The organism is Nocardia veterana NBRC 100344 (assembly GCF_000308855.1).
In the GTDB taxonomy this organism is placed as follows: domain Bacteria; phylum Actinomycetota; class Actinomycetes; order Mycobacteriales; family Mycobacteriaceae; genus Nocardia; species Nocardia veterana.
This window is the reverse complement of sequence record NZ_BAGM01000205.1, coordinates 1-14,643: the sequence shown is the minus strand read 5'-3', so window position 1 is coordinate 14,643 and position 14,643 is coordinate 1. Positions and strand designations below refer to the sequence as shown.

Genomic DNA, 14,643 nt, shown 5'->3' with positions numbered 1-14,643 from the left:
CCCCGGCCCCTTTTCTCGCGTCAGGCCGACGGCGTTCTCATTTCAGGCCCAGCGGCGCGAATGGACCGTCCAGGAACAACTCCGTCTGCCCGGCGCCGATCCATTCCCGGCCGTCGGGTGCTGTGGTTCGCGTCTGTACCAGGTACTCCTTGCCGATCAGATCCCGCTGCACCGTGCCGTCGTGTTGGGTGTGGTCGAAAGGCTGTGTGCTGACGTCGATTTCGTCCCACTCGACGCTGATTCCCGGACCGTGATAGGTCCGCATCGATCCGCCGTCGCGCCAGGAACCCGCCTGGTACCCGATCGTGGAGGTCACCCACGGAAGACCTGCCGGTTCCACCTCCTGGATCCATTCACCACCCGCGGAATCGGTCAGCACCACCCGTCCGGAGCGCAGCAGCCGCGTGCCGTCCACCAGCTCGATCTCACAACGCCCCGCGACGAGTTCGTAGACCTCCTTGTCCCACCCCACGGTCAGGCGGCCTTCGAATGGCGTGCCGAAGGTATCGTTCATCGGCACCTGGCGGCCGTGAGCATCCTCGTGGATGGCGTAGAAGCCGGACAGGTCGCCGGAACCGAACAGCGTCCAGAAGCGCATGGCGCGGCCGACGCCTTCGGGCTGCCGGGGCGGCAGCAAACCCGGCGCCGGCGCCAATGGGGCCCGCTCGAAGTACACGCCCCAGGAGTGGTCGCGACTGCCGTACCAGTGTGGCGGACCGACGGAGATTCGATCGCCGTCGATGTCGATCCATCCCTCCACCGTGCCAGGCTGGGAGTACCGCGACTGATCGGTGGTGGGCCGGCCACGATTGGTGGCGAGGTGGTGCGCCTCGAGGTATGCCGGCGCACTGCCGTACCAGTTCAGCTCGCACGTCAGACCTGAGTCGTTGGGCGCCAGTTCCAGCCGGATGTGCCGATAGGGTTCGATCACGCTGATCCGATAGGGGCCCACCTCCGTGGCGCAGTTGTCGCGCCAGGTTCGGCTGAACCGCACGGTGCGCTGCCGGCCGTTGCGCTGCAGGCCCACGTAACCGCCGATCAGATCGGTGTTGGGCGAGATTCGCAGTCCCTGGAAGCAGAACGTTCGCTCCACCGCCGAGAAGGCCCCGAAATAGTAGCCGTCGTCGAATCCGGTACTGGTGTCCGCGACCACCGACAGTGGCCGGGACGTCTGGTGGACCGGGTATTCGTCATATGGACTGAGCACGGTAGCTCCTCCTGTGCTGGTGGACACATCTGCGGCACCGATATACTCTACACATAGATGTTTTAGTACTCACCTATTTTGAGGAGACACGGTGGCCGAGACAGCGCGGGCCGGAACCTGCCCGGTAGCCACATTCGATGACCTGCTGGCGCTGCGCGAAGACGTGGTCCGCTGTCCGTACGGCGCGTACGAGACCCAACGCACCACCGAACCCGTCGCCTACAGCGAACGCCTCGGTGGTTGGGTGGTCACCCGTCACAACGACATCCTGGCCGTCCTCCGCGATACGGAGAACTTCTCCAACCGTCTGGCCAGTGGCCCCAGTTCCGTGTCGGGACTCGCTCAGCGTGTCGTCGAGGACGACCAGCTGCCCGAACGCACCCGCAAGGCCGCGGCCCGCCGCATGGAGTTGAGCAAGGCGCGCATCCTGCTGTTCTCCGACCCGCCACTGCACAAACGGCAGCGTTCCCTCGTCAACGCGGGGTTCACCCCCAAACGTGTCGCTGAACTGGACGACTCGGTGGAGGAGCTGACGAACGAGCTGATCGACAACTTCCCCGTCGACGGGCCGGTCGACATCGTGCCCGCGTTCAGCCACCCGATCCCGATGACGATCATCGCGCGCATGCTCGGCGTTCCGATCTCGAAGTTGCGCACCTTCAAAGGCTGGTCCGATGCGTTCACCCGCGGTGTGGGCGCGCTCGACCACGACAACAACGCGGTCATCGACATGTTCGACAAGGTAGACGCGTTCTACGACTACTTCACCGACGAGCTGAACAAGCGCCGGGCCGAGCCTGTCGATGACCTGCTCAGCGATCTGCTCGCAGCCCGGCTGGACGGTGAGGAACCGCTGAGTGAGGCCGAACTGCTCCAGATGCTGGTGCAATTCCTCGTGGCCGGCAACGAGACGACGACCAATCTTCTGACCTCCTGCGTCTGGAAGCTCGCTACCGACCACGAGCTGCAGCAGCAATTGCGCGAGCATCCCGAGCAGATCCCGAACTTCGTCGACGAGGTGCTCCGCCTCGAACCCCCGGTACAAGGAATCTGGCGGGTCACCGAGACCGAGGTCGAGATCGGTGGCGTCACCGTTCCGGCGGACAACTTGATCTATCTGGTCACCGGTTCGGCCAATCGCGATCCCGAGGTGTATCACGAGCCGGACGAATTGGATATCGATGCGACCCGTGCCCGCCACCTGTCGTTCGGCCGAGGCGAACATGCCTGCCTGGGCATGAACCTCGCCAAGCTCGAGGCGAAGGTCGCACTCGGAGTGCTGCTCGCCCGGTGTCCAGACATCAAGCTGGCCCAATCCGACGACGACCTCGTCTTCCACCGCAGCTTCGTCCTGCACGGAATCGGATCACTGCTCGTCACGGTGAAATAAATGTCAGGCCGGGAGCCGCCATCATCCCGGCCTGCCGAAACGACGGGAGGGGCGCTGATGATCAGCGCCCCTCCCGTCGTTTCCCTATGTATGAACCGCTCAGCGACGAGGACCTGTATACGCGTCGCGTTCCCAGCTCAGACGGCCACGCAAGTGACGCTCCACGTAACCGCGCGCCGCCGCGCGCACCGCCGACTCACCCTCGAGATCCGCCGCGACCGCTTCGGCGAGCTGCCGCTCCAGCGCCGCGACATCCGCCCGTGCACTGTCGATATCCGGCCATCGGGATGTGGGTGGCTCACCGACCTCGTGGCCGAGTTCCACAAGAACGGCACGCAGATCCGCGGCTTCACGCACCAGCACCGGGAGTTCCTCGCGCAATCGGACGTCGAGTTGGCGCAGCATCTGTGCCGCCGTTCGGCAGAGACTGCCCGCGTAGTCGTCGTCGATCGCTGGTTCTATGTCGTTTTCCAGCGCTCCGATCACCGCGGCGATCAGTGTGTGCGGGTCAGGTGCGATGCTCATACCCCTCCTCGCTTCCGCATGTCATGCCACCTGTTCGGTGAGGAGATTTCCGGTGTACTCGGCAGCCAGCCGGAGCTCGCTTCGGAATGCCACCTCCGTCGCGGTCCAGACGAACCGGAGCGGCGGGACGGCGTGCCGGCGCACGACCCACGCGGCGTGCTGGGTGTACACGTGTTGCAAAAGCGCCATCACCTCGCGGTAATACGCAACTCGTTCGAGCGTCACGGTCGAACCGGTCAGTTCCCGGTAGTACGCCAAGGCTTCGGGCATACCCCATATCCGACGGTTGTCGACGACGATGTCGGCGACCAGCTCCTGGCACTGCGCGAAGTCGAAGGCCGGGTCGCCGATAGCGGCCAGCTCCCAATCGCTCATGGCGACGATCCGGCCGTCTCGCCACACTTCTTCGCCGTGTCCGTTGGTTCCCTTGCAGAACGCCAGGCGGTCCAGATCACGCGGTGCCCGCGCTCGCAACGTCGCGATGGCTTCGGCGGCCGCCACGCTGGGGGCGCCCTGGTAGCGCCGCAACTGGTCGAGCAGTCCGTCGACGACAGTCGCCGCCGCGTCCTGCGGTGACGCCGGCGCGCCCAGTATCCGGTCCAGGCCCACACCGCGCCAATCCACCGCGTGAACCTGCGCGAGCCGGCGAATGTGCTCACGCGCCAAGTCGATTCGCCGGTCCGCGACCTCTGCCGGATCCATGGACAGCTCCGGAAGCCGCCAGTCGCCCTCGATGCTTTCGCGGATGTAGGCGGGCCGCCCGTCCGGCATCCAGGCCGGATCGTCCTCCCACCACAACGCGCGCGCGTGCGGCACGCCGGTGCCGGCCAGGGCCGAATACACCGCGTACTCGGTCTCGAGCGAGGTCGGGATCACGCTGCCGACCTCGTGGTCGCGGCGCACCATCAGTGGGTGCTCGCCGGAGTCGTCATCGACCAGCACCGACCAGGTCTGCCGAGACACCCCGCGGGACATCGGCCGGACGTCACGCACCGACAGCGAAGCGGAATCGAGGCCCAGAACGTCGGAGCGATGAACCAGCCACTGCCGCACGAACTCGTTGTCTGTCAACATGATCGGAAGTCCGGCGTACGTTTCTCGAAGAAGGCTCGTGCGCCTTCCCGGGACTCCTTGGAACGAAACGCCAGCGACTGCCCCATCACCTCCGCCTCGATCGCGTCGGCGAACGACCGCTCGAAGGAGGCGTTGAGCTGCCGTTTGATCACCGACAAGGCGCGACGGGGACCGTCGGCCAACCGTGTCGCCCACTCCACGGTGGCTTGGTCCAGTTTCGTGTCGGGCACGCAGCGGTTCACCAGGCCCATCTCGCCGGCCTCACGCCCGGTAATCCGGGATGCCAGGAACATGATTTCCTTCGCCCGGCCGAGCCCGACCAGCCGCGGGACGAGCCACGACCCTCCGCCGTCGACCGACAGCCCGCGTTCGGCGAAAATCTCACCGAAAACAGCTGTGTCCGAAGCAATTACCAAGTCAGCGCACAGGGCGAGGTTGGCGCCGTAGCCGACAGCGCCACCCCGTACCTTCGAAATGACCGGCAACGGCAGATCGTGGATCAAGGTGCACAGATGTCCCACCCGGCGCATGAAGGTCACTTCGTCGGGTTCGATGCGCTCGGACAGATCCATCCCGGAACAGAACGACGAGCCGGCACCGGTGAGGACGACGACGCGGCACGCGTCGTCGGCCCCGATGCGCTCCAAGGCGGCGATGCCCTCGTCGACCATCGCCTTGTTGAGCCCGTTCTTCCGTTCCGGACGGTTCCAGGTGACCGTCGCGATCCCCGCGTCGCTGAGCTCGGTGACCACAGCGGGCGTATCAGCCATTCGCGGCCTCCTCGAGCAGCGTGCTCGCGAAACGAGCGCGATGCGCGGCCGGCGAACCGAACAACGTCTCCAATACCTTCGCGCGCCGAAGGTACAGGTGCGCGTCGTGCTCCCAGGTGAAGCCGATACCGCCGAAGATATGCAGCGATTCGTCCGCGACCCGGGCCGCGGCGTCACCGCAACGCGCTGCGGCCGCGCTGGCCGCGACACCGAGTGCGCGAGCGGCACTCTCGGAAGGAGCGGCCAAGTAGGCGTCGGCCGCGGCGACCGCGACATCGTGACTCGAACGCGCGAGTTCCACCGCCATCAACAGATCCACCAACTGGTGCTTGATCGCCTGGAACTGCCCGATCGGACGATCGAACTGGATACGTTCCTTCGCCCAGGCGACCGCGGCATCATGGCAGTGTTGTGCGATGCCGACCTGTTCGGCCGAGATCAGCACCTGCGTGACATCGAGTGCGGCTTGCAGATTCACATCGCCCAGCACAGTGGCCGAAGCGTTGTCCAAGGAGACCGATGCCAGGCCTCGAGTCAGATCGAGGCCTGGCATGGCCTCACGCCGGACGGACGGTGCCGATGTGGACACCGAGACGACGACATCGGAGTCGCCGTATCGGGCCGGGAACAAGATCACATCGGCATTCGCACCGTCCAGCACGAATTCGGCACGACCGCTGACCGTCACCTCGGCTCCCTCTCCCGGCTGCCCATCGGCAGCGAGAAGGGGCGCCGCGGTGTGCGACGAAGGATCGGCCCAGGCCACGGTGGCGCAAAGCCCCTCCGAGGCAAGGCGATTCGCCAAGGCCGTGGCTGTCGGCGTGCCGGTCAGGCGAAGCAGACTCGCTGCCGCGCCGAGGGACGAGAGCGCGGGCACCACGGCCAGCGCACGGGCGAGCTGCTCCAGTACCACCGACAACTCGGCGATGCCCGCCCCCGCTCCGCCGTCTTCTTCCGGAATCAGCAGACCGGCCAAGCCCATCTGCTCGGTGAGCACTTTCCATAGCCGGACGTCGCGGGCCGGGTTGCCGCGATCGTCGAGGAATTCACGCGGGCCCGACGACGCTGCTTCGCGAACCGCCTCGGCCAACGCATCGCGCTCCTGCGCGTCGATGCCCATGATGGTTTCTCCTATTCGGATCGCGCGCGCAGCGCCACCGGCGACGGGTTGTCACGCGTCGGCAGGGCGATGGTGGCGGTGCCCGGCATGACGTCGGCACCGCGCTGGTTGCGCGAGAACGTCGTCACCTCGACCACGTGCTCACCGGCGTCGTTCACGGACTTACCGGTCACCTGCCCGCCGAGGGTCACCACGTCGGACAGGTACACGAAACCGCGGTACTGAGCGCTGCAGTCCACCACCCATCCCGCGTCGCCGCACCAGTTGGTCAGCAGTTGGATCTGCCAGCACTGCCGTTGGAAGCCGACGTCGTATTGGAATGCGACACCCATTGCGTTGGCGGCCGCCTTGTTGTAGTGGACGGCGTAGATGGGTTCGCTGGAACCCATGACCGGGTCGCGGAACGACCACGCCGGGTGCAATTGGTAGTCCGCCAAAGCGGCGGCGTGAGCTTTCAGCCGAGGAATCGGTGTGCCGCCACCGGCGATGAAGGCGACCTCATCGGTGAGACCGATCGGCCCCTTCGTCAGCGGGTCGATCGGGTCGCCGACCTCGACGTCCTCCCAGAAGCGCGGTTCTGTGCCCCGGGGCTTCTCCGAGAGCACCTGTTCCTCGATCGCCTGGATCTGGTTCTCGGTCCACGGATGCGGCAGAACCAATTCCGGTTTGTTCGAGTCCTTGGCCCTCGACTTCGCCGAGCCGCGTTCGAAATTGACTACCTGCCAGTTGATTTCGGCGACAAGCTCGTCATGCTGGTTGCGGTAGCTGTTGACGAAGTGGTCGGTGACCATCCGACCGGCGAAGTTGCTCGGCCGCGGTCCGGTGAATCCGTCGTAGCGGCAGGTGGCGGTGATCGTGTCGCCCCAGTACACCGGCTTGTGGAAGTGCGCCTGAGTCGCGTTGTGAAACGCGCCCAAACCGGGCCAGCCGAACTGGATTCCGGAGAAACAGCCGATCACGAAGGACGGCGGCGCGACGGGAGCGCCGTAGTCGGATGCGGTGGCTTGCTCGGCGTCTGTCCACAACGTGTTGATGTCGCCGACGCCGCCGACGAACTTCGTCACGGCGATGCGCGTGGCTTCCTCGTTGTTCACCGAATGGTCGATGCGCAATTCGATGCCGGCTCGCGCTTGCATCGAGGCGACCATCTCATCGGTGATCACGGCTTCGGGCATCTTCGCTTCGGTGGTCTTGTCCACCGACTGCTGTTCGGTCGTCGTCACTTGGACCCCTTACCCGGGTTGGCGGTCCAGGTGTTGCCGCCGGACGGCACCCCGGCGTCGGCGACGGCCTTCTCGAGCGCATCCAGGGTCCACCGGCCCTCGGTCATCAACTTCCAGCCGGAGTCCTTCTGCCACGGTTGGATTCGCTGCACCCTCGATCCGCCGACCAGGAAGACCTCACCGCTGAGAACGCAGTTCGGTGAGAGGAGATAGCCGACGAACGGCGAGACGTTGGCCGGATCGAACCGGTCGAATTCGCCCTCTTTGCCGCTGAGCGCATCGCCGAAGGCGCCTTCGGTCAGGCGGGTGCGAGCCTGCGGCAGGATCGCGTTGACACGCACGCCGTAGCGCTGCAACTCCTTGCTCGCGACCTGAGTCAGCGACGCGACACCGGCCTTGGCCGCCGCGTAGTTGGCCTGCCCCGGGTTGCCGAAGACGCCCGATTCGCTGCTGGTGTTGACCACCGAGCCGGCTACCTGGTTGCCCGCCTTGCTCTGTTCACGCCAGTAGCGGCCGACCTCACGTGTCATCAGGAACGTTCCGCGCAGGTTCACCTTCAGGACCAGGTCCCAGTCCTCGGGGTCGATATTGACCAGGACGCGGTCGCGCAGAATGCCGGCATTGTTCACCAGCCCGTGAACACCGCCGAAGGTGTCGATCGCGGTGGCCACGATCCGCTCGACGCCGGCGGGATCGGCGACGTCGTCGCCGTTCGCCACGGCCTTGCCGCCTGCGGCGGTGATCTCGTCGACCACGTCCTGAGCCGGACCGGCCGCCGCGCCGCTGCCGTCCTGGGCCCCGCCGAGGTCGTTGACGACCACGTTGGCGCCTTCCTTGGCGAACAACAGCGCGTGCTCGCGGCCGATCCCCCGGCCCGCGCCGGTCACAATGATCGTCCTACCGTCCAGATGTCCCATCGAATTCTCTTCCTGTTCTGTGGTTGTCGTATCCCGCCGCGGCGGGTGCGGAATGCGCCGAGCGCAACTCCGCCTGTCACACCGCTGCCGGCTTGTCCTTCGGCAATCCGAGCGAGCGTTCGGCGACCGTGTTGCGGTGAATCTCGTCGGTTCCGCCACCGATGCGCATCCCGGGCACACTCAGCACGAACTCGGCCCAGGCGAACGACTGCGGCCGGCCCGAGTCCGCCGCCAGGTTCGGACCGAGCGCGAGACTCACCAAATCGCTGAGAGCGCGTAGGTTTTCGGTCAATGCCAACTTGCCCAGCGACATCTCCGGCCCCGGGACGCCGCCGGCCTTCACCTTCGCGTCGGCGCGGGCCCGCATCGCCTTGGCCGCGGTCACCCCGGAGTACACCCGCGCGTACGCCTGAACGACGGCCGGATCCTCATGCCTGCCGAGCCCGACGATCCACGCCGCGAGATCGTCCATGCGGAACAATCCGCTTCCGCCACTGGAGGATCCGCCGATGGCGCCGCGCTCGTGCATCAGCATGGCGATGGCGACCGACCAGCCCTGCCCGACCTCACCGAGCCGCCAGGCGTCGGGTATCCGCACGTCGGTCAGGAAGACCTCGTTGAAGTCCGCTTCGCCGGTCATTTGACGAAGCGGCCGGACCTCGACGCCCGGCGCGTGCATATCGACAGCGAAAGCGGTCAAATTGCGGTGGCGCGGCCCGTCCGCCGTGCGAGTGAGAATAATGCCGACATCGGCGTAATGAGCACCGGTGGTCCACACCTTCTGACCGGTCAGCCGCCATTCGCCGCCGTCCGAGTCCTGCGTTGCCTTGGTGCGGACCGCCGCCAGATCGGATCCGGCTGCCGGTTCGCTGAACAGCTGGCATCCGATGACGTCCGCGCGACGCAGACCACGCAACCACCGCTGCTTGGCCTCATCCGTCCCGAATTGCGCCAGCGTCGGGGCGACCATGCCGAGACTGACCGACAGCGGTCCCTTGGACGGGATCGCATACCCGCGCTCGACGGTGGCGAATGCCTTCTCGTACCGGGACGGCAATCCCGCGCCGCCGTATTCCACCGGACCGCTGATCCAGCCGTATCCCGCGTCGAACGCCGCCCGCTGATATGCGATCGCGGCATCGATCTCCTCCTGCGTCGAACCGGAGAAGAGCACGTAGCGGGATTTACCGTCCCCCGGCTGCACACGCACGCGATCCGCGGTCACGGATTCCAGGAAAACCCGTGCGCCGTCCACGAACTCCTCGAGTGTCGGAGTCACCGGACCACCCACCTTAATAGTCTAGTAGTCGACTTTCTGAGTATAGAGTATTGATCTAGCGAGCACCATGCAACCCCGCTGGCTGGGGGTTCCCAGCAGCTCGAGGTTGCAGCGCCCCCGGCTCGGACGGACGATGGCCCGGACATGACAAAGCCCGTCCGGCGCCTTCTCTCGAAGTCGCCGGGCGGGCTCCGATGAGAATCAGACGGCGGCGAGCAGCCCGCGGTAGGCGTGGCGAACCGGCTCGTCGTCCGGTTGTGCGTCCAGTCGTGCTCGAAGTCGGCCCAAGACCTGTACAGCCAGCTCGGCGAGTTCCTCGTAGTGGCGCTCGAATGCCGCGTAACTCGCGCTCTCCGGCGGGGCCGGTACGACGACCTCGCCGACGTGCTCACCCGCTCGCTCGAGCCACCGCGCGAGTTCGGCCGATCGCACCACCAGAGCGAAACCGACGTTGTCCCAATCGATTTGCGCCAGCACCGCTCGAATCTCCGCCAGCCGGGACCGGGCATGCTCGCTCGTGAGTTCCGGACCGATCGTGTCTGCCAATATGGAACGAATCCCGGCGACGACTTCCGACGGACGAGGTCTCATTTCGCACTCCTGTCCACAGTGGCCGCAGCGTCGAGCAGCCCGGTCTCCAGCAGAGCCAGCTTTTCGACCCTGTCGGTCGGCCCCGCGGGGCGGTCGGTGGACCCGTCGCAGAATGCGCGGACGCCGGTCAACGCGATGACTGCGAGCCGGAAGGTCGACATGACCTGCCAGAAATGCAGGCGGTCCGGCTCGACTTCCATGCCGGATTCGGCAGACCAGCGTTCGAGGAAGTCGTGGGGCTCCCAGCGCCCCTCGAGGAAGTGCTCTCGGCGATACACCGAACACGTGTACCAGCCGAGATCGTCGTGCGGGTCGCCGAGGTGGGCAAGTTCCCAGTCCAGCAGCGCCGTCACGCGACCGCCGTCGACGAGCACATTCGCCGGCCGGAAATCCCCGTGCACCAACCGGCACGGCACAGGCGAGGGAAGATGATCCGCCAACCACGCGATGACCTCGCGAAGGCCTGGATGTGGTTCAAGTTCGACACGATCGAGCTCGGCGATCCAGTGGTCGAGCTCGGCGCGTGCGGGGTCGGCCGGGGCGGTCAGGACTTGCGAAAGGCCCGTCTCGTCGACGTCGAGACAGTGCACCCGCGCGAGCAGCGCGGCCAGCCGCGCGGCGACGTCCAGCCGCGCGGGTTCGCCGATGGCCAAGGGGTCGGTGTCGCGAAGTAAACCTCGATGTGCGCGGCCGGGCAGCCGGTCCACGACCATGCCACTGCGACCGAGGCGGCGTCCGTCGTCGAGTGCGTAGACCCGCGCCACCGGAAGATCGGTTTGCCCCAGCTGACGCAGCAACGCGAATTCCACATCGCGCGGGGTATCCACGACGCCGGACTCGGGCTCGCGCCGCATCAGCAGCGGCAGTCGGATCGGCCCATGTGGGCCGTCGATCATCGCGTCGAAGGCCCAGTTCTCTTGGGAACTGCCGCCGCCGAGCCGCGCCGGAGCGCTCACCTCTCGAACACCGATGTCGGCCAACATATCCAGCAGGGCAGCCTGCAGATCACTCATGACGGATCAGCTCTGCTTCCGGCGCGGCGGCGGCAGCGCCTCTTCGTACCGGCCGTAGCCAGGCAGCACCATGTATTCGATCACTCCGTAGCCGATCTTGCCGTCACATCGCACTTCGACCAGATGGTCCGAACCCGCCTTGGCATAGCGATAGAACGTCTCACGATCGGTGAGGTCCCATTCGTCGTGCTCGGCGGTCGAGTCTCCGCGCCAGAAGCCCTGCTTCCACCCGTTCCATCCCTCGTATCCACCGCCGCGAAGGTGGGCACGCCCCGGCTTGGCCGTAATCTCGAGCACGATCCGGTCGCCGCCGTGCAGTAGCAGCGTCACGGTGCCGCCGACGAGAGTCGGTGCGGCAGCGTCCTTTTCCCATTCGAGATCGTGGTCCACGCCGACGATGACCGGCGCTTCCCGACCGGCGCCCGGAGCTCCGACGATCCCCGCCGAGAGGTGCACCGGAAGTCCCGGCTGCGACTCCTGCACGTACAGATGAACCGCGAAATCCGGTAGCTGCAACGGGGCGAACATAAGCATCCGCCATTCCGGACGCTCCCCCGGCGGTTGGCCTTCGGCTCGGGGCAGGGGCCGGGTACCCCAGGAGTGGTCGCGCTCGGCCCACCAACGCTGCGGATCGAGCTCGAGCGTCTCACCGTCGGGCGTCCGGATCCAGCCGGTACCGCGGCCGTGCTGCACATAACGGATGGCGTCGTAGGTGGTCCGGGCACGGCTGATCTGAAAGAACTTACCCTCGAGCAGAGGTTCGAACGTCGCGTCGAAGCCGACGTCGAAGCTGAGCCCGGAATCGTTGTCCGACAAGGTGAATCGCAGTTCCTGCAGGGGTCGGCGCACATCGCACGCGAAGGGCCCCACCCGCATCGCATGGCTGTCCGGAAGCAGGGACCGAGACAATCGCAGGTTTGTCTGCCGGCCTGCCCGGGACAGACACGCGAACGCCTCCATGACGTCCTGATTCGGATACCTTCCCAATCCCAAGGTGAGAACGGTATCTCCGGCCTCGGTGTCCTGGAAACTCACCCAATACCGTTCTCGCCACGAAGGATCGCTGGTGTCGACCATCGCGTGCGTGAGCGCGGTCTGATGGGTGAAGTATTCGTCAGCGGCGCTGAGATGCATGCTCATCCTTCCCGCGGCGACTCGAGCAGGGCGGCCTTGATCGCCTTCTTGTTCAGTTTCTCGCCCGCCAGAGTCGGCAGAGCCGTATCGCCGATCCGCCATACCGAGGGCACCTCGAAGTACGCGAGGGTGCCCTTGCAGAAGGCGCGCAACTCGTCCGCATCGACCGGTTCGCCCGGCCGGTAGGTGATCGCTGCCGCGAGCTCTTCGCCCAGATCCTCGTGTGGCAGTCCGACGACGGCGGCCTCGACCACTGCCGGGTGGCTCAGCAGCACGCGTTCCACGTGCGCGCAGGCGATGTTCTCGCCACCGCGGATCACGATGTCCTTGCTGCGGCCGTCCAGGTACAGATATCCGGCGTCGTCGAGATGACCCAGATCGCCGGTATGCAGCCATCCTTCGGCGTCGACCGTTCCGTCATCGATACCGAGATAGCCCAGCATGATGGTGGGCGCACGAACGAGCACCTCACCCGAACCCGTCGCATCCGGATCGTCGATGCGCAACTCGACCACCGGGTAGGGGCGCCCGACCGTTCCGGGCCTGGCCTCGAGGTCGGCATTACCGGCCACGGTCATGAAGCCGCCCGTCTCGGTCATACCCCAGGTATTGGCCAGCCCCCGCTTCTCGAGCTGCGGCAACTTGGCCGTGAGTCGTTGCAACAATGTCCGCGGCAACGGCGCGCCGCCGAGTGGGAACGATCGTAGGCTCGACAGGTCATAGGACTCGAACTTCGGATGTTCGAGCACACGTACGGCCATGGTCGGGACGCCGCCCCACGCGCCCACTCGCTCGGTCTCGATCAGCTGCAGGATTTCACCGGCATCGAATCGGCCCGCGGTCAGGACCAGTCTGCCGCCGGTGATCAGATTGGTGAGCGCGTTCGAGATCCCGCCGATATGAAACAAGGGAGTGCACACCAAGCCGACGGGCTGCGGCGCGTCCGGATCCAGATTCTGTGGCAGTCGCCGTGAACGTGTCAGCAGGTTGTGCTGATTGACGATCACCGAACGGGCCGACAGTGCCACGGCTTTCGGTGCTCCCGAGCTGCCGGAGGTGAACAGCACTACTGCCGGATCGTCGAGATCGATGACCACCGGCTCCGTCGGCTCGGTGTCCTGCTCGTCGAACGCTCGCGCCAGTTCGCTGATCCGCACGACACGTGTGCCGGCGCCGATCAGTGCGGGCGGGAACTGTTCCGGCGCATCGGTCAAGACCAGAACGGGTGCGGTGATGCCGACACTGTGCTCGATTTCGTGGCCGCTCCACCACCGGTTCGCATAGACGGGGACCGCACCCAGCCACCATGCCGCCCAGGTGGCGAGAACGAATTCCGGGCAGTTGTAGCAGTGGATCAGAACACGATCCCCGCGACCCACACCGGCCTGGGCGAGTTGCCTCGCCGCAGCGGGTATGGCCGCCCGGAATGCCGGGTGGGAAATCCGGCGTTCGCCCTGCACGATGTAGTCGCGACCGTCCCATTGCCGGGCGGAGCGAAGCATCGCTGGGAGAGAGGCCGGAGACGGTTCGTAGAGAAGTCCCCGATGCCCCGCGTAGACGCCTTCGACAACGTCTTCACCCCAGATCACCGCAGCGTCAGCATCGTTCATGCGCCTGTCCATCGTCCCTCTCGTTTCTCCTTGAATGCTTCGACCGCCTCGACGGCATCCGCGCTGCGATTCGACAGCGCCTCGAGGTAGAAGCTGGTATCGAGCACCTGGTCGGTCGCTCCCGACAGCACCTTGTTAAGCGAGCGTTTCGTCAACTGCGTCGCGAGAGGCGGAATATTCGATACCCGCCGGGCCAGCTCGAACGCCGTATCCCGCACCCGGTCGGGGTCATCGGCCAGATCGGTCACAAGTCCGAGTTCGAACGCCTCCTGACCGGTGAGGGGTTCTCCCCAGAGAAGTTTGCGTTTGGCCCGTATCAACCCGGCGCTCAACGGCCACGCCACGCAACCGCCGTCACCGGCGACCAGTCCCATGTGCACGTGTGGATCCGACAACCGGACCGTGGGGGTCGCGACGATCGCATCGGAGGTGAATATGAGGCTGGTGGCGACGCCGAAGCTGTGGCCGTGCACCGCCGTAACCAATGGTTTGGGGAAATCGGCGAACGCGCGGAAGAGCCGGCGCCCGTCGTCGACACCGCGAAGGAGAACGTTCAGATCCCGGTGGCCGGCGAGAATCGTCTCCATATCGCCACCTGCCGAGAAATGCTTACCGGTCGAAGTCCACACCACAGCGCGAACATCCCCGTCGCGGGCGAGGTCGATCAGTACGCCCGGTAGTTCGTTGACCAGTACGTCATCGAAAGCGTTCAACGTCTCGGGGCGACTCAGGCGCAGTTCGGCGACATGGTCGTCGGTGTGGACTTCCACTGCCCGGCGGGTCATGGGTT

General features: G+C 65.9%; 14 protein-coding genes. 1 reads left to right on the top strand and 13 read right to left on the bottom strand.

Annotation, left to right across the window (positions count from 1 at the left end; all coding sequences use genetic code 11):
- Positions 1-37: 37 nt before the first annotated feature.
- On the bottom strand, positions 38-1,207 hold the full coding sequence (locus ON37_RS28575; RefSeq protein ID WP_040723912.1) for an Rv3169 family protein: 1,170 nt from the start codon (positions 1,205-1,207) through the stop codon (positions 38-40).
- A gap of 91 nt (positions 1,208-1,298) precedes the next feature.
- Between ON37_RS28575 and ON37_RS28570 the strand changes: the two genes are divergently transcribed.
- Positions 1,299-2,597, top strand: a complete 1,299-nt coding sequence (locus tag ON37_RS28570) for a cytochrome P450 (protein WP_040723911.1) — start codon at positions 1,299-1,301, stop codon at positions 2,595-2,597.
- 99 nt (positions 2,598-2,696) lie between these two features.
- On the opposite strand, the gene ON37_RS28565 is transcribed toward ON37_RS28570, so the two are convergent.
- From ON37_RS28565 to ON37_RS28510, 12 genes are all read right to left on the bottom strand, one after another.
- Positions 2,697-3,122, bottom strand: a complete 426-nt coding sequence (locus tag ON37_RS28565) for a hypothetical protein (RefSeq protein ID WP_040723910.1) — start codon at positions 3,120-3,122, stop codon at positions 2,697-2,699.
- 21 nt (positions 3,123-3,143) lie between these two features.
- Positions 3,144-4,196: a phosphotransferase family protein gene (locus ON37_RS28560; RefSeq protein WP_040723909.1), complete on the bottom strand. Its 1,053-nt coding sequence runs from the start codon at positions 4,194-4,196 to the stop codon at positions 3,144-3,146.
- Positions 4,190-4,966, bottom strand: coding sequence for an enoyl-CoA hydratase/isomerase family protein (locus ON37_RS28555; protein WP_040723907.1), 777 nt, complete (start codon positions 4,964-4,966; stop codon positions 4,190-4,192). Before ON37_RS28555 ends, ON37_RS28560 begins: the two co-directional genes overlap by 7 nt.
- Entirely contained in the window at positions 4,959-6,086 is a 1,128-nt protein-coding gene (locus tag ON37_RS28550; RefSeq protein WP_040723906.1) for an acyl-CoA dehydrogenase family protein, read from the bottom strand. Before ON37_RS28550 ends, ON37_RS28555 begins: the two co-directional genes overlap by 8 nt.
- 11 nt (positions 6,087-6,097) lie before the next feature.
- On the bottom strand, positions 6,098-7,309 hold the full coding sequence (locus ON37_RS28545) for an FAS1-like dehydratase domain-containing protein (RefSeq protein WP_040723905.1): 1,212 nt from the start codon (positions 7,307-7,309) through the stop codon (positions 6,098-6,100).
- A complete protein-coding gene (locus ON37_RS28540) occupies positions 7,306-8,226 on the bottom strand; it encodes an SDR family oxidoreductase (protein ID WP_040723904.1) in 921 nt (306 codons plus the stop codon). Before ON37_RS28540 ends, ON37_RS28545 begins: the two co-directional genes overlap by 4 nt.
- A gap of 76 nt (positions 8,227-8,302) precedes the next feature.
- Positions 8,303-9,505, bottom strand: a complete 1,203-nt coding sequence (locus ON37_RS28535; RefSeq protein ID WP_051032257.1) for an acyl-CoA dehydrogenase family protein — start codon at positions 9,503-9,505, stop codon at positions 8,303-8,305.
- Between the two features lie 201 nt (positions 9,506-9,706).
- Positions 9,707-10,096, bottom strand: a complete 390-nt coding sequence (locus ON37_RS31335) for a hypothetical protein (RefSeq protein WP_157171661.1) — start codon at positions 10,094-10,096, stop codon at positions 9,707-9,709.
- Positions 10,093-11,109, bottom strand: coding sequence for a phosphotransferase family protein (locus ON37_RS28525; RefSeq protein ID WP_051032239.1), 1,017 nt, complete (start codon positions 11,107-11,109; stop codon positions 10,093-10,095). The genes ON37_RS31335 and ON37_RS28525 overlap by 4 nt, the downstream gene beginning before the upstream one ends.
- A 6-nt stretch (positions 11,110-11,115) precedes the next feature.
- A complete protein-coding gene (locus ON37_RS28520) occupies positions 11,116-12,243 on the bottom strand; it encodes an Rv3169 family protein (protein WP_040723902.1) in 1,128 nt (375 codons plus the stop codon).
- A gap of 2 nt (positions 12,244-12,245) precedes the next feature.
- Complete coding sequence (locus tag ON37_RS28515) at positions 12,246-13,853, bottom strand: class I adenylate-forming enzyme family protein (RefSeq protein WP_040723954.1); 1,608 nt, start codon at positions 13,851-13,853, stop codon at positions 12,246-12,248.
- The coding region (locus ON37_RS28510; RefSeq protein ID WP_040723899.1) for an enoyl-CoA hydratase/isomerase family protein at positions 13,850-14,643 on the bottom strand (794 nt) is incomplete at its 5' end. The genes ON37_RS28510 and ON37_RS28515, both read right to left, overlap by 4 nt.

Bases quoted from the DNA above. Each gene is read 5' to 3' on its own strand.
- ON37_RS28565 (WP_040723910.1), bottom strand. From the start codon at position 3,122: ATGAGCATCGCACCTGACCCGCACACACTGATCGCCGCGGTGATCGGA.
- ON37_RS28560 (WP_040723909.1), bottom strand. From the start codon at position 4,196: ATGTTGACAGACAACGAGTTCGTGCGGCAGTGGCTGGTTCATCGCTCC.
- ON37_RS28555 (WP_040723907.1), bottom strand. From the start codon at position 4,966: ATGGCTGATACGCCCGCTGTGGTCACCGAGCTCAGCGACGCGGGGATC.
- ON37_RS28550 (WP_040723906.1), bottom strand. From the start codon at position 6,086: ATGGGCATCGACGCGCAGGAGCGCGATGCGTTGGCCGAGGCGGTTCGC.
- ON37_RS28540 (WP_040723904.1), bottom strand. From the start codon at position 8,226: ATGGGACATCTGGACGGTAGGACGATCATTGTGACCGGCGCGGGCCGG.
- ON37_RS31335 (WP_157171661.1), bottom strand. From the start codon at position 10,096: ATGAGACCTCGTCCGTCGGAAGTCGTCGCCGGGATTCGTTCCATATTG.
- ON37_RS28525 (WP_051032239.1), bottom strand. From the start codon at position 11,109: ATGAGTGATCTGCAGGCTGCCCTGCTGGATATGTTGGCCGACATCGGT.
- ON37_RS28520 (WP_040723902.1), bottom strand. From the start codon at position 12,243: ATGCATCTCAGCGCCGCTGACGAATACTTCACCCATCAGACCGCGCTC.
- ON37_RS28515 (WP_040723954.1), bottom strand. From the start codon at position 13,853: ATGAACGATGCTGACGCTGCGGTGATCTGGGGTGAAGACGTTGTCGAA.